The 21,492-nt window shown below is 73.6% G+C and carries 18 protein-coding genes; 10 read left to right on the top strand and 8 right to left on the bottom strand.

What is annotated here, in order from left to right:
- Nucleotides 1-127: 127 nt before the first annotated feature.
- Both ACIBST_RS39390 and ACIBST_RS39385 read left to right on the top strand, forming a co-directional pair.
- Entirely contained in the window at nucleotides 128-3,217 is a 3,090-nt protein-coding gene (locus tag ACIBST_RS39390) for a BTAD domain-containing putative transcriptional regulator (RefSeq protein WP_397178647.1), read from the top strand.
- Between the two features lie 137 nt (nucleotides 3,218-3,354).
- Nucleotides 3,355-4,512: an FAD-dependent monooxygenase gene (locus ACIBST_RS39385; RefSeq protein WP_397178646.1), complete on the top strand. Its 1,158-nt coding sequence runs from the start codon at nucleotides 3,355-3,357 to the stop codon at nucleotides 4,510-4,512.
- Here ACIBST_RS39385 and ACIBST_RS39380 read toward each other — a convergent pair.
- The 3 genes from ACIBST_RS39380 to ACIBST_RS39370 form a co-directional block, all read right to left on the bottom strand.
- The gene (locus ACIBST_RS39380) at nucleotides 4,506-5,324 is read right to left on the bottom strand and encodes an SAM-dependent methyltransferase (protein WP_397178645.1); all 819 of its coding nucleotides are present in this window, start codon (nucleotides 5,322-5,324) and stop codon (nucleotides 4,506-4,508) included. The genes ACIBST_RS39385 and ACIBST_RS39380 overlap by 7 nt on opposite strands.
- A gap of 67 nt (nucleotides 5,325-5,391) precedes the next feature.
- A complete protein-coding gene (locus ACIBST_RS39375; protein WP_397178644.1) occupies nucleotides 5,392-6,294 on the bottom strand; it encodes a hypothetical protein in 903 nt (300 codons plus the stop codon).
- 33 nt (nucleotides 6,295-6,327) lie between these two features.
- A complete protein-coding gene (locus ACIBST_RS39370) occupies nucleotides 6,328-7,287 on the bottom strand; it encodes an NAD(P)H-dependent flavin oxidoreductase (protein WP_397178643.1) in 960 nt (319 codons plus the stop codon).
- A 196-nt stretch (nucleotides 7,288-7,483) separates the two neighbouring features.
- Between ACIBST_RS39370 and ACIBST_RS39365 the strand changes: the two genes are divergently transcribed.
- Nucleotides 7,484-7,669, top strand: coding sequence for a hypothetical protein (locus ACIBST_RS39365; protein WP_397178642.1), 186 nt, complete (start codon nucleotides 7,484-7,486; stop codon nucleotides 7,667-7,669).
- Nucleotides 7,670-7,681: 12 nt separating this feature from the next.
- Here ACIBST_RS39365 and ACIBST_RS39360 read toward each other — a convergent pair whose 3' ends face one another.
- Nucleotides 7,682-8,782 carry a serine hydrolase domain-containing protein gene (locus ACIBST_RS39360; RefSeq protein WP_397178641.1) on the bottom strand — a complete coding sequence of 367 codons (1,101 nt, stop codon included), beginning with the start codon at nucleotides 8,780-8,782 and terminating at the stop codon, nucleotides 7,682-7,684.
- Nucleotides 8,783-8,888: 106 nt separating this feature from the next.
- On the opposite strand from ACIBST_RS39360, the gene ACIBST_RS39355 reads away from it, so the two are divergent.
- Nucleotides 8,889-9,512 carry a TetR/AcrR family transcriptional regulator gene (locus tag ACIBST_RS39355; protein ID WP_397178640.1) on the top strand — a complete coding sequence of 208 codons (624 nt, stop codon included), beginning with the start codon at nucleotides 8,889-8,891 and terminating at the stop codon, nucleotides 9,510-9,512.
- Here ACIBST_RS39355 and ACIBST_RS39350 read toward each other — a convergent pair.
- The gene (locus tag ACIBST_RS39350; RefSeq protein WP_397178639.1) at nucleotides 9,509-10,300 is read right to left on the bottom strand and encodes an N-acetylmuramoyl-L-alanine amidase; all 792 of its coding nucleotides are present in this window, start codon (nucleotides 10,298-10,300) and stop codon (nucleotides 9,509-9,511) included. The two genes, ACIBST_RS39355 and ACIBST_RS39350, sit on opposite strands and share 4 nt — an antisense overlap.
- A 111-nt stretch (nucleotides 10,301-10,411) precedes the next feature.
- On the bottom strand, nucleotides 10,412-12,031 hold the full coding sequence (locus ACIBST_RS39345) for a carbamoyltransferase C-terminal domain-containing protein (RefSeq protein ID WP_397178638.1): 1,620 nt from the start codon (nucleotides 12,029-12,031) through the stop codon (nucleotides 10,412-10,414).
- A gap of 223 nt (nucleotides 12,032-12,254) precedes the next feature.
- On the opposite strand from ACIBST_RS39345, the gene ACIBST_RS39340 reads away from it, so the two are divergent.
- The 4 genes from ACIBST_RS39340 (at nucleotide 12,255) to ACIBST_RS39325 (ending at nucleotide 15,810) form a co-directional block, all read left to right on the top strand.
- Nucleotides 12,255-12,752, top strand: coding sequence for a hypothetical protein (locus tag ACIBST_RS39340; protein ID WP_397178637.1), 498 nt, complete (start codon nucleotides 12,255-12,257; stop codon nucleotides 12,750-12,752).
- Nucleotides 12,753-13,032: 280 nt separating this feature from the next.
- On the top strand, nucleotides 13,033-13,665 hold the full coding sequence (locus ACIBST_RS39335) for a GPP34 family phosphoprotein (RefSeq protein ID WP_397178636.1): 633 nt from the start codon (nucleotides 13,033-13,035) through the stop codon (nucleotides 13,663-13,665).
- Nucleotides 13,666-13,720: 55 nt separating this feature from the next.
- Nucleotides 13,721-15,205 (top strand): APC family permease, encoded by a 1,485-nt coding sequence (locus ACIBST_RS39330; protein ID WP_397178635.1) that lies wholly within the window; start codon nucleotides 13,721-13,723, stop codon nucleotides 15,203-15,205.
- Nucleotides 15,202-15,810 carry a GNAT family N-acetyltransferase gene (locus ACIBST_RS39325; protein ID WP_397178634.1) on the top strand — a complete coding sequence of 203 codons (609 nt, stop codon included), beginning with the start codon at nucleotides 15,202-15,204 and terminating at the stop codon, nucleotides 15,808-15,810. The genes ACIBST_RS39330 and ACIBST_RS39325 overlap by 4 nt, the downstream gene beginning before the upstream one ends.
- A 76-nt stretch (nucleotides 15,811-15,886) precedes the next feature.
- Here ACIBST_RS39325 and ACIBST_RS39320 read toward each other — a convergent pair whose 3' ends face one another.
- Nucleotides 15,887-17,857, bottom strand: coding sequence for a hypothetical protein (locus tag ACIBST_RS39320; protein ID WP_397178633.1), 1,971 nt, complete (start codon nucleotides 17,855-17,857; stop codon nucleotides 15,887-15,889).
- Nucleotides 17,858-18,085: 228 nt separating this feature from the next.
- Between ACIBST_RS39320 and ACIBST_RS39315 the strand changes: the two genes are divergently transcribed.
- The gene (locus ACIBST_RS39315) at nucleotides 18,086-19,216 is read left to right on the top strand and encodes an alkaline phosphatase PhoX (RefSeq protein ID WP_397178650.1); all 1,131 of its coding nucleotides are present in this window, start codon (nucleotides 18,086-18,088) and stop codon (nucleotides 19,214-19,216) included.
- An 80-nt stretch (nucleotides 19,217-19,296) separates the two neighbouring features.
- Complete coding sequence (locus ACIBST_RS39310; protein WP_397178632.1) at nucleotides 19,297-20,151, top strand: SGNH/GDSL hydrolase family protein; 855 nt, start codon at nucleotides 19,297-19,299, stop codon at nucleotides 20,149-20,151.
- Between the two features lie 52 nt (nucleotides 20,152-20,203).
- Here the strand turns inward: ACIBST_RS39310 and ACIBST_RS39305 are convergent, their stop codons facing one another.
- The gene (locus ACIBST_RS39305; RefSeq protein ID WP_397178631.1) at nucleotides 20,204-21,409 is read right to left on the bottom strand and encodes a PucR family transcriptional regulator; all 1,206 of its coding nucleotides are present in this window, start codon (nucleotides 21,407-21,409) and stop codon (nucleotides 20,204-20,206) included.
- Nucleotides 21,410-21,492 lie beyond the last annotated feature (83 nt).

The following is a 21,492-nucleotide window of genomic DNA, read 5'->3' as shown; positions in this document are numbered from 1 at the left end:
GACGCTAAGCGCTGGTTGACTGCGCGAAAATACGTATGTTCATCGGTAGGCATACCGACATTTCTGTTACCGCTGGTCACACCCATCCACGTGCGGATAACAGCCACGATGCTGGACAATCGACCACGTGCAGTTCGGCATCCTGGGCCCGTTGGAGGTGCGATCGGCCGACGGCGACCCGATCGCCGTGGGCGGTCCCCGGCCGCGTGCCCTGCTCGTCCTGCTGCTGCTGGAGGCGGGCCGGACGGTCGGCGTCGAGCGGCTCATCGACGCCCAGTACGGCCAGAGCCCGCCGGCCGGCGCGGCCAACGCCGTACAGGCGCAGATCTCCCGGCTGCGGCGCAACCTGCCCGCCGACCTGATCGAGTTCCACGGCGCCGGCTACCGGCTGGCGGTCCCGCCCGAGGACGTCGACGCCCACCGCTTCGAGCGGCTGGCCCGCGACGGCCGGCGGCTGCTCGCGGCGGGACGGCACGCGGCGGCGGCGGCCGTCCTCAGGGAGTGCCTGGACCTGTGGCGCGGCCCGGCGCTCGCGGACGTGCGCGAGGCCGCGTACGCGCCCGGGCAGGCCGACCGGCTGGAGGAGCTGCGCCTCGCGGCCCGGGAGGACCTGTACGAGGCCGACCTGCACCTGCCCGAGGCCGAGCCCGCGGCGGGGCTGCGCGAGCTGGTCGCCGCCCACCCGCTGCGGGAACGCCCGCGCGCCCTGCTGATGCGGGCCCTGCACGCGGCCGGACGGCAGGCCGAGGCGCTGGCCGTCTACGACGAGGCGCGGCGGCTGCTGGCCGACGAGCTGGGCGCCGACCCCTCGCCGGAGCTGGCGGCGCTGCACCTGGCGATCCTGCGCGGCGAGCAGCGGCGCGCGCACGCCACGCGGTCGGCGCCGCCGCCGCAGCTCACCACGTTCGTCGGCCGCGAGGAGGAGCTGGCGCGCCTGGCCGCGCTGCGCGATGCGCGCCTGGTCACGATCACCGGCCCCGGCGGCACCGGCAAGACCCGCCTGGCCGTCGAGGCCGCCACCCGCGGCCAGGAGCGGCAGGCGTGCTTCGCCGACCTGTCGCCCGCGGCCGGGGAGGGACAGGTGCCGCTGCTGGTGCTGAACGCGCTCGGGTTGCGCGAGTCGGCGCTCAGCCCCGGCGTCCCCGGCCTGGCCGACCCCGCCGAGCGCCTGGTCGCCGCCCTCGCCGAGCAGGACCTGCTGCTCATCCTGGACAACTGCGAGCACGTCGTCGCCGAGGCCGCCACGCTGGCCCGCCGCCTGCTGGCCGGCTGTCCCGGCGTGCGCGTCCTGGCCACCAGCAGGGAGCCGCTGGGCATCACCGGCGAGCAGCTGGTGCCGCTCCCGCCGCTGGGCACCCCGCCGCCGGGCACTCCGGCCGGGGACGCGCTCGCCTACCCGGCGGTCAGGCTGTTCGCCGACCGGGCCGCCGCCGTACGGCCCGGACTGGAGCTGGACCTCGACGCGACGCTGAGCATCTGCGCGGCGCTGGACGGCCTGCCGCTGGCCATCGAGCTGGCCGCGGCCCGGGTGCGCACGTTCCCCGTGGCGGAGATCGCCGCGCGGCTGGCCGAGCACGGCCGGTTCCGGCTGCTCTCGCGCGGCGACCGCACGGCCGCCGCCCGGCACCGGACGCTGCACGCCGTGGTGGAGTGGAGCTGGGACCTGCTGGACGCCGAGGAGCAGGTGCTGGCCAGGCGGTTCTCGGTGTTCTCCGGCGGGGCCCGGCTGGAGGCGGTCGAGCGGGTGTGCGGCGAGGACAGCGCCGTGCTCCTGGCCGACCTGGTGGACAAGTCGCTGGTGGAGACCGCCGGCGACCGCTACCGCATGCTCGACACCGTCCGGCTGTTCTGCGCCGGGCGGCTGGCCGAGGCGGGCGAGGAGGAGCGGATGCGCGCCGCGCACGCCGCCTGGCACCTGGAGCACGCCCGGCGCGCCGAACCCCACCTCTACCGTGCCGAGCAGCTCGAATGGCTGGCCCGCCTGGGCGCCGACGACGCCGATCTCCAGTCCGCGCTGCGCTGGAGCGTCGAGCACGACCCGCCGACCGCGCTGCGGCTGATCGCCGCCCTGGCCATGTACTGGTATCTGAGCGGTCGGCGCGGCCAGGCCGTCCAGCCCGCCCGGCGGCTGCTCGACGTGATCGGCCCCGAGCCGCCGGCGGGCCTGACCGACGAGTACGTGCTCGCCGTCCTGCACGCCGCCCCCGGCACCGGATCGCCGCACTGGAAGCGGGCCGTCGAGATCACGACGGATCCGGACGGGCCGGTACGGCATCCGTTCGCCGCCGCGCTGTGGGGCATGACCGCGGGCCCGCCCGAGCGCGGCGCGGAACGGCCGCGGCAGCGCGAGCTCGGCGGCGACCCGTGGAGCCGGGCGCTCGGCCGGCTCGGTGAGTCGCTGCTCCTGCTGCTGAACGGCGGCGTCGCGGCGGCCGAGCGGGAGCTGGAGATCGTCCTGGCGGAGTTCGGCGCGCTGGGCGAGCGCTGGGGGAAGGCGCAGGGGCTCGACTGGCTGGCGGTCATCGCGGGCTGGCGCGGCGAGTGGAACCGGGCGACGGAGCTGTGGGCGCAGGCGCTCGACCTGCTCGACGAGCTCGGGGCGCTGGACGAGCTGGTGGACGTGCTGTGCCGGCGGGCCGACGCCCGGTCGCGCGCGGGCGACCTGGCCGCTGCCAGGGCCGACTGCCTGCGCGCCCGCGAGCTGGCCCGCGAGCTGGGACGGCCCGAGCGGACGGCGGCCGTGCACGTCAGGCTGGGCGACCTGGCCAGGATCGAGGGGGATCTCGACGAGGCCGCCGAACGGCTGCGGGACGCGCTGGCCGCCACCGCTCCGGGCTCCCCGCTGGCCGGCAGCACGGATCCGCAGGTGCTCACGGCGCTGGCCCGGCTGGCCCAGGCCAGGGGCGAGGCGGGCGAGGCCGCGGCCCGGCACCGGGAGGCGGTGGCCCTAGCGCTGCGCTCGCCGGTCGACAGCGACCTGGCCGGCGCCGTCGAGGGCCTGGCCGGGGCCGCCCTGCTCGACGACCCGCCGGAACGGGCGGCGCTGCTGCTCGGCGTGGGGGTGGCGCTGCGCGGGACGGCGGTGACCGGCGACCACGACGTCGCCGCGACGGCCGCCGCCGCCACGGCCGCGCTCGGCCCGGAGCGCTTCGCCGCCCTGTACGCCCGCGGCGCCGCGATGACCAGGGACGAGGCCCGCTCCACGATCCTCGCCTGACAGCCCGGGACGGCCCCTGACAGTGCGGCACGGCCTCTGACAGCCCGGGACGGCCTCTGACAGTGCGGCACGGCCGGGCCGGGGACTGTCAGCCGGTCGTCGCCGGGCTGTCAGCGCTCCCGGCGAGGCTTACCGGCATGAGAGACAACCTGCACAACACCCGCGTACTGATCTCCGGCGCCAGCATCGGCGGCCCCGCGCTGGCCCACTGCCTGGCCCGCCACGGCTGCAGCGTCACCGTCGTCGAGAAGGCGCCGGACCTGCGCGAGGGCGGCCAGGCGGTGGACTTCAAGGGCGAGACCCACCGCACCGTCCTGACCCGCATGGGCATCATGGACGACGTGCGCCGCCTCCAGACCGGCGGCACCGACCAGTACTTCGTGGACGCCGCCGGCCGCACCCTCGGCGTCCTGCCCGGCGAGTTCACCGGCGGCGACATCGAGATCCGCCGCGGCGACCTGGCCCGCCTGCTGTACGAGCGCACCGCGTCCACCTGCGAGTACGTCTTCGGCGACTCCATCACCTCGCTCACCGACACCCCGGGCGGCGTGCACGTCACCTTCGAACGCTCCGCCCCCCGCACGTTCGACCTGGTCGTGGGCGCGGACGGCATCCACTCCAACGTCCGCAGGCTGGCCTTCGGCCCCGAGTCCGACTGCGTGGACTTCCTCGGCCACTACTACGCGCTGGTGGAGCTGGACACCGACTTCGGGCCGCACGGCCAGATGTACAACGAGCCGGGCAGGATGATCGCGGTCGGCGGGCCGAAGGCGCCGGCGTTCTTCGTCTTCGCCTCCGAGCGGCTCGACTACGACCGTTACGACGTCGAGCAGCAGAAGGCGATCCTGGAGCGGGCCTACGCCGGCATGGGCTGGCGCACCCCGCAGGTCCTCGACGCGGTGCGCGGCGCCAAGGACGTCTACCTCGACTCGATCAGCCGGGTGAGCATCGACCGGTACGTCCACGGCCGGGTGGCGCTGCTGGGCGACGCGGCGTACGGCAGCACGCTGGGCGGGTTCGGCAGCGGGCTGGCGCTGGTGGGGGCGTACGTGCTGGCCGAGGAGCTGGCCGCGGCGGGCGGCGACCACCGCGTGGCCTTCGCCGAGTACGAGCGCCAGATGCGCCGCTACTCCAAGGTCACGCGGAGCGGCAACAACGCGGGCACGTTCCTGGCGCCCGGCTCCCCCGCCGGGATCCGCATGCGGAACTGGACCTTCAAGTTCGGCTTCCTGCTCGGCCTGATGATGAAGGTGACCGACAAGTTCGCCACCAACATCGCGCTGAAGGACTACTGAACGGGCACCCGGCCCACGCCTCCGTCGAGCCGGAGCCGGGGCGGGCCGTCGAGCAGCGGGAGGTGGTCGTCGTCCGCGAGCCGCCAGTCCTGGACGGGTACCAGGCCGGGCCCGATCAGCTCGAACCCGTCGAACAGCCGCAGCACCTCGTCGTGGCTGCGGAACGCGCCCTGGGCGGGCGAGCCGGCCGTGGCCAGGTCGAGCTGGGCGATGGCCTCGGGGGAGCTCTCGGCCATCGCGTGGGAGAGCACCAGATGGCTGCCGGGCACCATGGGCTTCCTGAAGGCGGCCACGATGCCGGCCGGGTCCTCGGCGTCCGTGACGAAGTGCAGCACGCCGGCCATCAGCACGCAGACCGGCTGGTCGAAGTCGATGAGGCCGGTGACGTGCGGGTCGGCGAGCACGTCGGCGGGCCTGCGCAGGTCGCCCTGGATGCCGGCGACGCCGGGCTGGTCGGCGAGCAGCACCTGGGCGTGCAGGCGGACCATCGGGTCGTGGTCCACGTAGACCACGCGGCAGGCCGGGCTCACCTCGCGGACGGTCTCGTGGATGCTGGGCGAGGTGGGGATGCCGGTGCCGAGGTCGATGAACTGGCGCACGCCCTGGCGGGCGACGTGGCGCACGGCCTGGATCTGGAAGCGGCGGTTGGCCCTGGCGACGGCCCGGGCGTCGGGGGCGACGGCCAGCAGCCTCTCGGCGACCGCGCGGTCGACGGCGACGTTGTCCTTGCCGCCGAGCAGGTAGTCGTACACCCGGGCAGAGCTTGGCACGTTCGGATCCACTCCGGGCGGAACACGTTCTAGCTCAGACATGGTGGCCCATTTCCTCGCCTACCACTGTTCGGTGGTCATACTACTCGGTAACTTACCGGAACGTGTTCTATTTGGCCGCGTAGCCGCAGGGGCGGGCGTCGCCGAACTCGGGGTCGAGCTCGATCCTGCTCAGCACCGTCGCGTCGATCGGACGGCGGATCGTGCCGGCCGTGGCGCAGTCGTAGAAGACGTACGCGCCGGAGTCCTGGCCGAGCACCAGCCAGCGCTGCCCCTTCGACAGGAGCTTGCCGGAGTCGTCGCGCACCTCGGCCCACTGGTTGGAGAACCCGGTGAGCTGGAGCACGAGGTTGGCCTCGCCGCGGTCGTGCACCCTCTCGGCCCCCTGCGTCATCCAGCCGACGAGCACGAACCCCAGGCCCACCCCCACCAGCGCGCCGGTCAGCACCCGCATCGCGGCCCGTCCGGTGGGCCGCGCCCGCAGCAGCCGGTACGGCACCAGCAGGCAGAACAGCCCGACCACCGCGACCGTGACCAGCACCGGCGTGCCGGTGACGTCGAGGATGCCGAGCAGCCCCCAGTACGCGACGCCCGACAGCGCCGCGCCCACCGCGGCGGCCAGCCACGGCTGTTCCCGCCCCCGGTCGAGGACGCGCCCGGCGGCGCCGCGGGTGATCCGGTCGAGCAGCCACCAGGCGCCCACGACCAGGCCGAGCAGCGGCAGCAGGGTCAGGAAGAGCAGCACCAGCGTCGCCACCAGGTGGCCGAAGATGCTCGCCTGGGTGAGCCCGGCCTGCTCGGGGGTGATGCCGAAGGTGTCGTAGACGCTCTCGAAGCCCAGGTAGAGCAGGGCGTACACGGCGACGGCGATCGGCACGACGACCGTGCCGATCTTCTCCATCACCTCCAGCACGCTGCCCCTGGCGGACGCGGTCCCCGGTGCCGTGGCGACGGAGGGCGCGGCGGGCGGCGGGGACGCTGGGGGCGCTGGGGGCAGCGTCTGATGTGTCATGGCACAAGAGGATGCATCAGGCCAGGACCGGCGTCATCCACCGGGCGGGGCGAAGCGGCGCAGCAGCGCGTCCGCCTCGGCGAAACCGGCCACCACGTCGGCGGCCGTACGCCGTTCGTTCACCATCCCGACGGCCTGGCCCGCGTAGATGCAGGCGGTGTCGTAGTCGCCGTCGCGGCGGGCGGCGGCGATCCGCGCGGCGGCCTCCTCGTCGGCCGCCAGCTCCTCCTCGTGACCGGCCCAGCGGTCGAAGAACGTGTTGCGCAGGGCCCGGCCGCCGTACTCGGCCGGCCAGTCGAGGCGCTGGGCCACGTCGAAGACGCGGCCGTAGGCGGTGTCGGTCTCGGCCGCGGCCAGCACGCGGGCCGCCGCCGTTTCCGGCAGGGCCGTCTCCGCGCAGCCCATGAACGCCGTGCCGGCCCACGCGCCCTCGGCCCCCGCCGCCAGCACCGCGGCCAGCCCGCGCGCGGTGGCGATGCCGCCCGCCGCCAGCACCGGGACGCGGACGGCCGCCAGCACGCTCTGGAGCAGCGGCCGCGTGCCGACGTCGGCCCGGCCGTGGCCGCCCGCCTCGGCCCCGCGCGCCACGACCGCGTCGACGCCGGCCTGCTCGGCGGCGCGGGCCTCGTCGGTGGTGCCCGCCTGCGTGACGACCGTGATGCCGGCCTGCCGCAGCTCCTCCACGTACCGCTCGTACGGCCCGAAGCTCACGGAGACGAGCCGCGGCCGGGCCGCGAGCACGGCCTCGAACTGGGCCGGGTTGCCGGGCAGCGCCCAGGCCATGAGCCCGATCCCGTACGGCCGCCCGCTCCCGGCGGCGACGGCCGCCTCGGCCTCGATCCAGGAGGCGGGGGCGGCGGAGGACACCCCGATCACGCCGAGCGCGCCGGCCGCGCAGACGGCGGCGGCCAGCCGACCCGCGCCCACTCCGGCCATGGGCGCGCCCACCAGGGGCACCGTCAGCCCGAACCGCTCGGTCAACCACGTCCGCACGCCGGCCTCCTTGCACGTCGCCTGCCACCGCCAGTCTCGCACCACGCCTCCCGCGAGCATGGCGGGAGGGCGACAACGCAGGATCCGTACGAAAGTAGAGCCGGATGACCGATGCGCCGGAGGCGGAGGCTGTGCATCCTGGTGGGGACGGGTCCGGCGCGTGGCCTGTTGTGAACCCGAGAGGAGTCGCCAGGACATGGACAGCGCTGCGAGCCGCCCGACCGTGGTCTTGGACAACGGTGTCGTCGGCCGGATCATGCTGGCCCACCGGTCGAGGAGGGATCTCGTGCTCGTGCTCGGCATGGACGGCACCCTGCTGAGCTGCGACCTCGACGGCATCGCCTGCGTGGTCGGCGGCCGGCCCCTGTGCCGCGACGGCTGAGCCCCCGCGCCCTCAGGAGCGGGCGATCAGGGCGGCCAGCTCGCCGACGGCGGCGAAGTCGTTGGTGAGGCGGTTCTTGGTGAGGGCGACGGCGGTGCCGGTCGCGGTGTCGGCCCACGCGTAGCTGCCGCCCGCGCCGCCGATGCCGAACGCCGTCGCGCTCTCCTGCGGCGAGCCGCCGGGAAGCCCGATGGTGAAGCCGAGCCCCCACGTCGAGGGCATGCCGAAGACCTCGTCCGGGCCGCTGTAGGCCACCGTGGTGGCCTCGCGCAGCCGCTCCGGCGAGATCAGCCGCACGCCGTCCACCTCGCCGAGCAGGGCGGCGTACATGCGCGCGATCGCCCTGGCCGAGGTCTTGCCGCCGGCCGGGATGTCGGCGGTCAGGTAGTCGGGCCTGCTGCCGAGGGCGGCGTTGGGCATCAGCTCCATCGGCCCGGCCCTGAACATCGGCAGGTCGGCCGGCAGGTCGCCGAACGCCGACGGGTCCATCGGCTCGTCCTCCAGCCGGGCCAGGCGGTGCTGCTCCGCCGGGGGCATGCCGAAGTAGAGCTCGCGGGCCACGCCCAGCGGGCCGGAGACCTCCTCCAGCAGCACCTGCGAGATGCGCTTGCCGGTGGCCCTGCGGACGATCTCGCCGACGAGGAAGCCGAAGGTGTAGGCGTGGTAGCCCATCTTCGTGCCCGGCTCCCACCACAGCTCGGCGTTCTCCAGGGCGGCGACCATCTTGTCCCAGTCGCAGACGTCCTCGGGCGTCGTGTCGAGCGGCACGCCGGGCACGCCGGCCGTGTGGGTCAGCACGTGGCGGACGGTCACGCCGCCCTTGCCGTTCCCGGCGAACTCCGGCCACAGGTCGGCGACCGGGGTGTCGTAGTCGTACAGGCCGCGCTCGGCCAGCATGTGGGCGAGCGTCGAGGTCGCGCCCTTGCCGATGGAGAAGTTGTAGAACGGGGTGTCGGCGGTGACCGGGCGGCCGGTCTCCGGGTCGGCCACGCCCGCCACCACGTCCACGATCTGCACGCCGTCGCGGTAGACGGCCACCTGCAACCCGCGTTCGGCGCCTGACTCGACCAGCTTGTCGGCGGTCTGCTGCACCTGCTGCTGAAGGTCGCTCATGAGGTCGTCACTCCTGTTCGTTTCGGGAACTGGACGGTACAGTACCCACATGAGTACGGAACTGTCCAGTACTATGCGAACTCATGATCGAAAAGGTGGCGTGACGGTGACCGACGAGGACGGCCGGACGGCCCGCAAGCGCAGGCAGATCCTGGACGCGGCGCGCGCGGTGTTCCTGCGCAACGGCTACGTGGGCGCGAGCATGGACGAGGTCGCCTCGATCGCCGCGGTCTCGAAACAGACCGTCTACAAGCACTTCAGCGACAAGGAACAGCTGTTCACCACGATCATCCTGGACACCACGGCGCAGATCGAGGGCCTGGCCAAGCTGATCACCGAGTCGCTGGAGGGCAACGACGACCTGGACAAGGGGCTGCGCAAGCTGGCCCGCGAGTTCCTGGCCTCGATCATGCAGCCCGAGGTGCTGCGGCTGCGGCGGCTGATCATCGCCGAGGCCGACCGCTTCCCCGACCTCGGCCGCACCTGGTACGAGCAGGGCTTCGAGCGTTCGCTGGAGAGCATGTCCACGGCCTTCGGCCGCCTGGCCGGGCACGGCCTGCGTCCCATGGACGACCCCCGGCTGGCCGCCGACCACTTCGTCGGCCTGCTGCTGTGGATCCCGGTGAACAGGGTCATGTTCGCGGGCGGCGGCGAGCACCACACCGAGGCCGAGCTCGACCGGCTCGCCGACGCCGCGGTCGAGGTCTTCCTGCGCGCCTACGGGGCCTAACCGGTCAGGAACTGCTTGAGCCCGGCGGCCAGCGAGCCGGCCATCTCCCCGCGGAACTCCCCGTCGGACATCTTGGCGGCGTCGCCCGGGTTGGCCATGTTGCCGCACTCGATGAACACCGCCGGGCGGGTGGACAGGTTGAGCCCGCCCAGGTCGGTGCGGGTCTGCAGGCCCTGCTCGCCGGTGTAGGTGGCGTACGGCATGCCGGTGCCGTCGCGGAAGGCGTTCCGGACGGCCACGCCGAGCTTCCTGGACGGCTGGATGATCGCGTCGTTGTGCCCCGGCACCAGGCCCGGCAGGATCACGTGGAAGCCGTGGCCGGCCGGCGGCGCGCCGTCGGCGTGGATGGACAGGACGGCGTCCGCCCGCGCCCTGTTGCCGATGGCCGCCCGCTCGTTGACGCAGGGGCCGACGCCGGTGTCGTCCGGCCTGGTCAGCACCACCTTGGCGCCCATGTCTTCGAGCAGCGGCTTCAGGCGGTTCGCGACGTCCCAGGTGAAGGCGTGCTCGGTGTAGCCGGCGGCGGTCTGGGTGCCGGTGGTGTTGCAGGGTTTGCGTCCGGTGATGATGTCGACCGGGCGGCTGATCTCCTTGGGATGGGAGGCGTTGCCGCCGTTGTGCCCGGGGTCGAGCACGACGACCTTCCCGGCCAGCGCGTTCCGCGTCTGCGACGGCGAGGCGGAGGTCACGACCACCCCCTGGGTGGTGCGCACGGGGCCGCCGCCGCAGGCCGCCGACAGCGCGGCCAGGGCGGTCAGCACCACGGGGACGGCTGGGTGAACGCGCATGCGACCGACGCTAACCCGGACCGGCCCGCGGGCTCGGCCACCCGCTTCGACCTGCGGGAACAATGACCTGGATTTGGTCTGCACCGGCTCTCCCGACGACCGGCGGCGAGGCTAGTCGCGGTCCCAGTTCAGGCCGGGCACCGGCGGCTCCTCGCGCTTGCGGATCAGGTACGGCGGCATGACCAGGGCGTGCAGGCCCGTCGTGAGCAGGGTGTCGATCGACTGCTCGGGCGTCTCGGTCAGCGGCTCGCCGGGGCCGTTGAGCGAGGCGTTGACCAGCACCGGGGAGCCCGTGGCCGCGTGCCAGCCGGTCAGCAGGGCGTGCAGGAACGGCGTGGCCCCCTCCTCGACGGTCTGGATCCGCGCCGTGCCGTCCACGTGGGTCACGCCCGGCAGGCTCGCGCGGTGCTCGGGGCGCACGTCCACGACGCACTGCGGGAACGGGGCCGGGCGGTCGACGCCGAACAGGCGCTCGGCGTGCTCGGCCAGCACCAGCGCGGCCAGCGGGCGGAACCACTCGCGGCCCTTGATCTCGAAGTTGACGTAGTCCTGCATGTCGGGCCTGGCCGGGTCGGCCAGCACGCTGCGGTTGCCGAGCGCGCTCGGGCCCGACTCGCTGCGGCCCTGGTGCAGGCCCACGACCCGGCCGCTCTCCAGCAGCGACACCGTCGCGCCGACGAGGTCGGCCGGCTGCTCGGCCACCAGGCCGTCCGGCAGGCTCCGCACCGCGGCGGCGATCTCGGTCTCGTCCGGGTCGGGGCCGAGGAAGTCGTCGGTCCAGCGGAAGCGGCTCTCGACGCCGAGGCATTCGATGAGCCCGTACAGGGCGCAGCCCACGGCGGTGCCGCCGTCGTGCGTGCTCGGCGGGATGAACACCTCGCGGAACGGCGACTCGCGGACGATCCGGCCGTTGGCCGTGGCGTTGAGCGCGGCGCCGCCGGCGTAGACCAGCCGGTCCAGGCCGGTCTGCCCGTGCAGCCAGGCGACCACCTGGACGAGGGCGTTCTCGAAGACCCGCTGGCCGGCCGCGGCCAGGTCCGCCGCCCGGGAGAAGCGCTCGCCGCCGGGCTCGTAGACGTAGGCGTCCCGCTGGGCGAAGGTCTCGATCCACTCCTCGGGGATGAACACCTCGTGGCCGCGTACGTCGAGGTCGGGCAGGCCGTACACGTACGCGTCGCCGAAGGGGGCCAGGCCCATGACCTTCGCCTCGTTGCCCTCGCCCTCGGGCCACAGCAGCCTGGTCAGCAGGGTGTAGAAGCAGCCGAGGCCGGTCGGCCGGGCCCAGTCGCCGTCCCAGAGCTGTTTGGCCAGGCACTCGACCGGGCGGCCGCGCTCGCAGCGGTAGAAGGAGGCGACCTCCAGCATGTCGTCGCGGGTGCCCTTCGGCAGCGGGGCCGGCTCGGTGAGGTCCCCGACCCGGCTGCCCTGCGCGCCGATCACCAGGCCCGCCGCCCGGTCGAACGGCGAGGGCGGGAACGCGCTGTAGAGGTGGCTGAGATGGTGGGAGACCAGGACGACCCGGGCGTCCTCCTTGAGGCTCAGCGTCTCGCGCAGCTCCTCCTCGTAGGCGCCCTTGTGCTCGATCTCGGTGTCGCCGGCGTATCCCTCGACCACGAGGTCCACGGGCTCCTTGAGCAGCGGCATCTCGGGCAGGTACAGGTCCGGCAGGTCGCCCAGGCGGCCCCAGTGGTGCCTGCGCCGGGTGATGCGCTCCTTCTGCAGGCTGTACATGCCCGACTCGCCCACAGCGACAGCAACAGAACCATCCTGAGTACGATTTATGCCGACAACGATAGGAACATCCGTCATCTCTGGTGCCTCCTGGGCTGTGATCACCGGCACCAGTACCCGGGCCTGGGACAAGACCATCCCTCAACCGCGTAACGGACACGTCAGCCCGCAGCCGCCCGCGAACCGGGCGAACTTGTGCGCCCGCCGCGCAGTCAAACCCTGCATGACGACGAAGCACATCATCGCGGCGGCGACCCTCGCGGCGGGCGTCGCGCTGGCCGGGATCGCCTCCCCCGCGCTCGCCGCCCCCGCCTTCGGCCCCAACGGGTACGGCGGGGTCACGCTGGGCATGAGCGCCAAGGCCGCCCAGGCCACCGGGAAGATCGTCCACAAGCCCGGCCTCGACTCCGAGACCTGCTCCGGCTGGGACCTCAAGGCCCAGCGCACCGGCCGCGACGCGGTCGGCCTCTTCATCTCCAAGAAGCAGGGCGTGGCGATCATCTTCGCCCCGAAGGGCGCCAGGACGCCGCAGGGCATCGGCATCGGCTCGACCGGCGCCCAGCTCAAGCGCGCGTACGCGAACAAGCTGCGGACGGCCGCGAGCGGCTTCCCGTACGTCGCCGTGCCGGGCAACGCCAAGGCCCATTACTACTTCCTGCTCCGCAACGGCAAGATCTACGAGATGGGCCTGGCCCTCGACAAGCAGGACTGCGCGAACTGACGATCCGGAACCCCGGCGGCGATCCACGTCATCCGGCCCGTCCCGGCGGGCGCGCGCCCGATCCGGTCGCGACCGCGGCGGCCCGCCCATCAGGCGATCATCCGCTGACGGGCCCCGATCGGGCGGCACCGGCTTCTCCATGAAGCCGGTGCTTTTTTTATTTCCCGATAAATAGGGTCTAGCCCGGAGATGCCGGTTTTTGGTAGAAATTGCCGCTGGCGGCTACACGCTGCTTCCTGAACCGGTCATCCACCAATTCCTATAGTGAGCGGGCCGATTTTTGCTTGCCGATGATTTCTTCTTCGTCTGCTGGGACGCGACGGGCTCGGGCAAGCCTCGGCTGCACGTCCCGGGCGTGGCGCTCGGCCTGGCCGGGGCGCTGCTCGCGGAGCTGGTGCTGGAGCAGCGGATCACCGTCGAGGGGGTCCGGCTGCGGGTGGCCGACCGGCGCCGGGTCCCGGACGAGCTGGCCGGAAAGGTGCTGACCGAAATAGGCAATTCCCCGCAGCACACCGATGTGCGGACCTGGCTGGCCTACCTCGCACAACGCTCGGTCACCGAAGTCACCGGCCGGTTGATGGGTAATGGTCTGCTCGAACGCGAATCCCCGCGGCTACTCAAGCGTAAACAATTCCGCTATTTCTCCACCGACTTCAACCGGGCCATGTGGCCCTCCGCCCGGCTGCGGCTCGCGCTGGTGAAGTGGCAGCCGCTGACCCCGCACGACATGGCGCTGGCGGCGCTGGCCGAGGCCTGCGACCTGACCGACGTCGTCGTCGAGGACCCGGCCGACCGGCGCGGCGCCCACCAGTACCTGACCACGGTGCTGGCCGCGATGCCCCAGCCGCTCAGCGACCTCGGCCGCCAGGTGAGCGCGGCCGTCGGCGACGCCGTCCTGACCTACCGGACGTGAGCCCCGCACCGCCGATCCGACCACACCGCACCTGAACCCCCCAGAAAGGAACGCGATGCCTTCCGCGAGATCCGGCGCCGCGCCCGACCCGATCGCCGGCGCCCTGGCCGCCGACCGGCTCGGCGCGCCCTCGGTCGTCTACTTCGTCCTGTCGGCCGCCGCGCCGCTCACCGTCGTCGCCGGGGTGATCACCACCGGCTACGCCGTCACCGGCATCACCGGGCTGCCGATCGCGTTCCTGGTCGTGGGCGTGGTGCTGGCGGTGTTCGCGGTCGGGTACGTGGCCATGGCCCGCCACATGGCCAACGCAGGCGCGTTCTACACCTACATCAGCCGGGGGCTCGGCCGTCCGGCGGGCATCGCGGCGGCCTGGGTGGCGCTGATCGCCTACAACGCCCTCCAGGTCGGCCTGTACGGCGCCTTCGGCGCGGCGGCCACCCCGCTGCTCGAACGCTGGTTCGGCGGCGCGCCGCCCTGGTGGACCATCTCGCTGGTCGCCTGGGCGCTGGTGGGCGTCCTCGGGCTGATGCGGGTGGACGTCAACGGGCGGCTGCTGGCCGTCCTGCTCACCGCCGAGGTGGCGGTGATCCTGCTGTTCGACCTGGCGGACCTGGTCAACCCGGCGCCGTCGGGGTTCTCGGCCGAGACGTTGTCGCCCGCGGCGCTGTTCGTGCCGGGGGTGGGGGCGCTGCTGGTCATCGCGACGCTCGGGTTCGTCGGGTTCGAGTCGTCGGTGGTGTTCTCGGAGGAGAGCCGGGATCCGCGGCGTACCGTGCCGCTGGCCACGTACGCGTCGGTGGCGATCATCGCCGGGTTGTACGCGCTGTCGTCCTGGGCGATGACGGTCGCCACGGGACCGGCGGCCATCGTGGACGCCGCGCGCCGCGACCAGGCCGAGACGATCTTCGTCATCGCGAACCAGCACCTCGGCGGCGCGGTCGTGGACGTCGCCCGGGTGCTCTTCGTCACCAGCGTGTTCGCCGCCATGATCTCCTTCCACAACACCACCGCCCGGTACTTCTTCGCGCTCGGCCGCGAGCGGGTGCTGCCCGCCTTCTTCGGCCGCACCCGGCCGCGCAGCGGCGCGCCCCGGTCGGGCTCGATCGCGCAGACCGTGCTCGGGCTGGTCGTCATCGTGGTCTACGCGGTCCTGGGGCTCGACCCGCTGGTGCAGCTCTTCTTCTACGGCGGCTCGTTCGGCGGGTTCGGGGTGCTGCTGCTGGTGTTCGTGACCTCGATCGCGATCGTCGCCTTCTTCGCCCGGCAGCCGAGCGGCGAGAGCCTCGCGCGGCGGTTCCTGGCCCCCGTGCCCGCCGCGCTGGCGCTGGCGGTGATGGTGTGGCTGGCGCTGGACAACTTCTCGACGCTGCTCGGGGTGCCCGAGGGCGATCCGCTCGCCTGGATCCTGCCGGTCGTGTACGCGCTGGCCGCGCTGGTCGGCGCGGGCTGGGCGCTGGTCCTGCGCACGGGACAGCCGAGCGTGTACTCGCTGGTGGGCATGGGCGCCAAGGCCGCCGCCACGCCGGAGGCCGTCCGTTGACCCGCGCGCAGGACGTGGCGGCGCACGACGTCCGCCGGGCGACGGCCGGGGACGCCGGCGCGGTCGCCGAGCTGATCGCGACCGCGTTCGCGCGGCTGCCCGCCGTGTCGTACCTGGTGCCGGAGCCGGCCGGGCGGCACGAGATCATGGTGGCCGACTTCCTGATCCTCGTCTCGCACGCCATCGAGCACGGCGAGGTGGACCTGCTCGACGAGGGCCGCGCGGTCGCGGTCTGGCTCAGGCACACCGCCGACGCGCCGCTGCCCGGGCCGCCCGACTACGACCGCCGCCTGGCCGCCGCCACCGGCCGGTGGGCCGACCGCTTCCGGGTGCTGGACGAGCTGTTCGAACGGCACCACCCGGAGCCGCCGTACCACCACCTGGCGTTCCTGGCCGTGCACCCGGACCACCAGGGCCGGGGGCTCGGATCGGCGCTGCTGCGCCGCCACCACGCCCTGCTGGACGGCGCGCCCGCCTACCTGGAGGCCAGCAGCGCCCGCAGCCGCGACCTGTACGCCAGGCACGGCTACCAGGCCGAGGAGCCGTTCGCGCTGCCCGACGGCGCCCTCTTCTGGCCGATGTGGCGCCCGGGCGTCACCGGATGACGCAGCGGCGCCCGGGCGTCACCGGATGACGCAGCGGCGCCCGGGCGTCACCGGATGACGCAGCGGCGCCCGGGCGTCACTGGGTGACGCAGGGTCCTTCGCAGACGTCGGCGACCACGCCGGTCTTGAGGAACACCGACTTCTGGAGCTGGGCGGCCGGGGTCCTGCGCGGCTTCTCGTGCGGGTCCTCGCCCTGCGTGGGCGGGGTGTTGGTGAGCGGCGGCGCGGGGGCGCCGCTGTCCCACATCACCAGGGCCGAGCCGGGATGGGCCCGGCCGCGGATGCCGGGGATGCCCCAGAAGGGCACGGCGTCCGGGCTGCGTCCCGGGGCGAGGGCCGGGGTGAGCAGCCGGGCGCCGACGGTCCGTGCCTCGACCTCGGCGGTGACCGTGGCCACCTGGTGGTCGCCGAAGGCCACGTGCATGAGCACCCGGTGCCGCGGCGTCCCCGGGTAGGGGCGGTCGGTCAGGTGGGCGGCGTAGCCGTCGGCCTCGCCGCGGTCCCACAGCATCTGCATGAGCGCCAGGATGAGCTGCTGGTCCAGCTTGTCGGGGTAGGCCCGGTCGAAGGCGGCCTGGAAGGGGGCGGCGTCGGCGCTGCGGTTGAACAGGGTGCTGTAGTTCATGCCGGTCACGCCGAGCACGCCGCGCTCGATGTCCGTCGACAGCGCGACCAGCGCGCCGCCCAGGATGCCGCCCTGGCTGTTGCCGTCGTACACCAGGCCGTGGCGCAGGTCGATCAGCGGGCGGCCGGCGGCGGTGCGGAAGGCGGGGTGCGCGGCGAAGCCGTCGCGGCCGGTCATGGCGCGGCCCAGGAACATGAAGTTGACGAAGCCCTGCAGCGTGCGGTCAGGGATCGTGCCGAACCGGGAGATGTCGGTGAAGACGGAGACGACGTTGGGGATGTCCTCGTCGGCCATGCCGATCCACTTGGTGGCGCAGAAGAGGAAGCCGTGCTCCTGCGCCATGGTTCTCACGTTCGACGCGCCCACCTCGGCGTGCCTGCCGAGCAGGCCGTGGCCGTACAGGGAGGGCCGGGCGGGGCGGTCGAAGGCGACGCGGGGGATCTCGCAGCGGAAGGGCGCCACCTGCTCGTTGCCGGGCAGGCGGGCCGGCAGGCCGTCGGGGCCGCGGTTGAGCGCCGACCCGGGCGGGCCGCCGGGCCGGTCGAGGTAGCTCGGCACGCGGAAGGTGCCCTCGACCCGGCGGGCGATCTGGGCGTCCTGCTCGGGGGTGAGGTCGGTGACCGAGGTGACCTCGAAGGCGGGCGCGCGGCCGCGCAGCGTGCGCAGGGCGTCGTCGCGCATGGCCAGCGCGGGACCGGCCAGGCCGCGCGCACTGGCGACGGTGAAGTCCCAGGCCAGGTAGAGGCCGCGGGCGCCGACGCCGGCGCGGCGCAGCGCGGACAGCGCGGGCTGGAGGCGGCGCTGACGGTCGTGCAGCTCGTGGTCCGGCGGCAGGGGCGGCCCGGCGACCGCGGCGAAGGCGGGGTTCGGCGGGATCGGGGCCCCGGCGGCGTCGCGCAGGTCGCGCAGGGCGACGGCGTAGCGGTGGCCCTCGCTCAGGTTGCGGGCCGGGCGGACGATCAGGGCCTGGCGGCCGGCGGGCGCGTTCGCGTCGAGCTCGGCCCAGTACGGCCACCGCTCCCCCGTCACGGTGTCCAGCAGCACGACGGGCGCGTCCCGGTCCAGCGACCTGCCGATGTCGGTGATCGGCGCGGCGCCCGTCCTGGCCAGGTCGAGCCCCGGCACCCTGGCCAGCAGCATCGAGCCCGGGGAAAAGCCGTCGTTCCTGTTCCACTCGGCGGGCGCGATCGGCACGCCGGCGGCCGAGACCGGCATGGAATCGGCCGCGAAGGCCACCCGGCGGCCCGTGCCGGTGCCGCGGTCGGCGACGGTGAACCAGTCGTTCGGGAACGGCAGCAGGCAGGCCGCCGGGTCGATCGGGTCGCAGCCGGACGGTACGGGGGCCGCCGAAGCCGGTGACGCCGGCGGGGCCGCGAGCGTCGTGCAGGCCAGGGCGAGGGCGGTGAGGAGACGGGGAAGCACGCGCACGGGCACCTCGGGAGCTGATCGAGGCCGGGGGTTCGGGCCATGGTTCATCGCTGCGGGGCCGCCGTCAATGGCTTCACGAAATGCCGCGCAGATTTGTGAGGCGTCACAGATTTGACCGTCCGGATTTACCGCCCTGTCCAGTTCACAGAAGGACGAGCAGGGCTCATCGTCATGTCTGCGAATTCAAACGACCTCGAACGACGCGAGCCACGTGGAGTGATGATGCGCCGTCGCACCTTTCTCAGGACCGTCTCCGCGGCGGTCGCGTTCTCCGGGGCGATGTGGCACGACGCCGTCGCCTCCGCGGCGGGCGCGGGCGTGAGCCCGTACGGGCCGCTCGGCGCCCCGGACGCGAACGGCATGGCGCTGCCCGCCGGTTTCACCAGCCGGGTGGTGGCCAGGTCGGGCCGGGTCGTCGGCGGCACGCTGTGGCACCCCGCTCCTGACGGCGGCGCGTGCTTCGCCGACGGCTCCGGCTGGATCTACGTGTCCAACTCCGAGGTGCCGCTGGTGGGCGGGGCCTCGGCGATCAGATTCAGGGCCGACGGCTCGATCGACCGGGCGTACCGGATCCTGAGCGGCACGAACCTCAACTGCGCGGGCGGCGCGACCCCGTGGGGCACCTGGCTGTCCTGCGAGGAGATCTTCCGCGGCAAGGTCTACGAGACCGACCCGTACGGCAACCGCTCCGCCCAGCAGCGCCCCGCGATGGGCAAGTTCAAGCACGAGGCCGCGGCCTGCGACCCCGACCACAAGGTCGTCTACCTGACCGAGGACGAGGGCGACGGCTGCTTCTACCGCTTCACCCCCACCACCTGGGGCGACCTGTCCAGCGGCCGGCTCGACGTGCTCTGCGGCCTCGGCGGCGACAGCGTCGAGTGGCGGCCCGTGCCCGACGCGACGCCCGGCGTCTTCGACACCCAGACCAGGCACCAGGTCTCGGCGGCCCGCCACTTCAGCGGCGGCGAGGGCTGCCACTACGCCGCCGGGATCTGCTACTTCACCGCCAAGGGCGACCGCAAGGTCTGGGCCTACGACACCGCCCGGCAGACGGTCACCGCGATCTACGAGGGCGGCGGCACCCTCGACGGCGTCGACAACATCACCGGCCGCCCGTCCGGCGACCTGTACGTGGCCGAGGACGGCGGCAACATGGAGATCAACATCATCACCCCCGACCGCGTGGTCGCCCCCGTCATGCGCCTGGACGGCCAGGCCAAGTCGGAGATCACCGGCCCCGCGTTCTCCCCCGACGGCACCCGGCTCTACTTCTCCTCCCAGCGCGGCACCAGCGGCGAGACCGCCGGGACCGGCGGGATCACGTACGAGGTGACCGGGCCCTTCCGCCGCTGACCAGCACGGTTCCACCCCCCGCCGGACCAGCGCGGCCGGCGCGGCCTCCGCACCCCCCACCCCCGCCGAAGGAGTCCTCCATGGTCCGACGGTTGCTCGTCCTGCTCTCCGCGACCGCCCTGGCGCTCGGCGTCGCGCCCCCCGCACACGCCGCCCAGGGCGAGGTGTACGTGGCGCTCGGCGACTCCGCCGCGTCGGGTCCCCTGGTGCCCAACCAGGTCGTGCCCGACCTCGGGTGCTGGCGTTCCGACCACAACTACGCCCACCTGACCGCCCAGGCCATCGGCGCCGCCACCTTCAGGGACGTCACCTGCTCCGGCGCCAAGACCCGCGACATGTACAACTCCCAGGGCACCGACCTCGGCAGCGTCGCGCCCCAGCTCGACGCGCTCAGCTCGGACACCACCCTGGTCACGGTGCAGATCGGCGCCAACGACGTCGGCCTGACCGGCTTCATCGAGGACTGCCTGAACCTGCTGCCCCCGCCCATCGGCGACGCCTGCAACGACGACTACGTCGTCAACGGCCAGGACTCCTGGCGGGTCAAGACCGACGCGCTGCGGCCCAAGCTGACCACGCTGGTGACCGACATCCGCGCCCGCGCCCCGCGCGCCCGGATCTTCATGGTCGGCTACGCCACCTACGCGCCGCCGAACGGCTGCTACCCGACCGTCCCGATCATCAAGGCCGACGCCAACTACATCCGGGCCACGCTCCAGTACTTCAACCAGATGCTGGCCGAGCAGGCCGCCGCCGCGGGCGTGTCGTTCGTCGACCTGCAGACGCCGAGCGTGGGCCACGACCCGTGCAAGGCCCCCGGCGTGCGCTGGATCGAGCCGTACGTGCCGGCCTCGCCCGCCGCCCCGTTCCACCCCAACGGTCTCGGGATGAAGAACTTCGCCACCGTGGTGACCGCCGCGGTGTCCTCGGTCTGAACGCTCCGGATCGTGCGACGGGAGCCGTCCCCTGCCGGGGGACGGCTCCCGTTCACTTGCGGTGCTGGCGTCTGGCGGCCAGCGCGGCGCCGATGCGTTGCAGGTGGGCCGGGTCCACGGGGTCGAGGCCGGTCAGGCTGACGGCCCTGCGCAGGCGGTAGTCGACCGTGTTGGGGTGCACGTGCAGCAGCTCGGCCGTACGGCGGCGGTCGAGGCCGGTGTCCAGGTAGACCGTGAGCGTCCTGAGCAGGTCGGGGTTGTCGAGCAGCGGGTCGAGCAGCCCGGCCAGCACGGCGGTGGCCTGGCTCGGCCGGGTGAGCTGGTACTCCAGCAGCACGTCGGCCAGCCGGTAGGCTCCCGGCGGCTGCTCGAAGATCCGCACCACCTCCAGGACCTCCTCGGCCAGCTTGACCGCCTCCGGCACCCCGGCCGGCGCGGCGATCTCGGCCGCCGCCCACACCGGCACGCCGGCCGCCTTGGCCATCGCGGCGGCCGTCTCGCCGACCTCGTACCAGTCGGGGTCCTCGCCGGTGACCGGCACGAACACCAGGCCGCCCGTCGTGTCCAGCACCGACAGCACCGGCTCGGCCGCGCCGCGCTGGAGCGCCGTCCTGATCCGGTGGAGCTTGCGGCGGCCCGCGATCGACCCGCCCGGCTCGTCGCTCTCCTCGTCGGGATGCCGGCCGACGGAGAGCGCCAGCACCAGGTAGCGGGGGGCCAGCCGCACCCCGGCCAGGGCCGCCCGGTCGCCGCCGAGCAGCGCGGACACGGCGGCGTGCAGCGCGTGCTGCTCGTGGCTGAGCATGCCCTCGCGCTCCTCCAGGTACGCGGTGCACACGGCGGCCGTCACCGACTCCGTGTAGAGCAGGATGAGGCGGTTGGCCGTCAGCACGTCCTCGAAGTCGGCGGGCGTGGCCGCGGCGAACAGGTGCTCCCACACCTTGCGCGCGCCCAGGTGGTAGGCGGCCAGCAGGGCCTCCAGCGGCACGCCCTCCTGGGCGCGGCGGGCCGCCGACGAGCGCAGGGGGGCCAGCTCGGCCCTGGTGGGCGGGCGGCGGTCGCGGAACATGCGGGCGATCAGCCGCAGGTTGTGCTCGGTGATGACGGTGATCTCGCCGTCGAGCTCCTCCTTCGGCAGCCGCCGGTAGAGGGGGATCTCCTCGGCGAAGCCGCGGACGAGCTGCCTGGCCAGCTTGGCGGTCTGGCGTTCGAGCAGCTCGTGCGCGGCGCACCCGGCCAGGGTGAGGGCAGGGACCACGTTCGAAACCCTCCCAGAACATCCGGCGTCAGTGAAGGCCCCGCCGGCGTGCGGCGGGGCCTCGCGCAGGTCAGGGCCTCTCG

Origin of the sequence: Nonomuraea sp. NPDC049684 (assembly GCF_044465345.1) — a bacterium.
Lineage (GTDB): Bacteria > Actinomycetota > Actinomycetes > Streptosporangiales > Streptosporangiaceae > Nonomuraea.
This window is presented reverse-complemented; position numbering and strand designations above follow the sequence as displayed.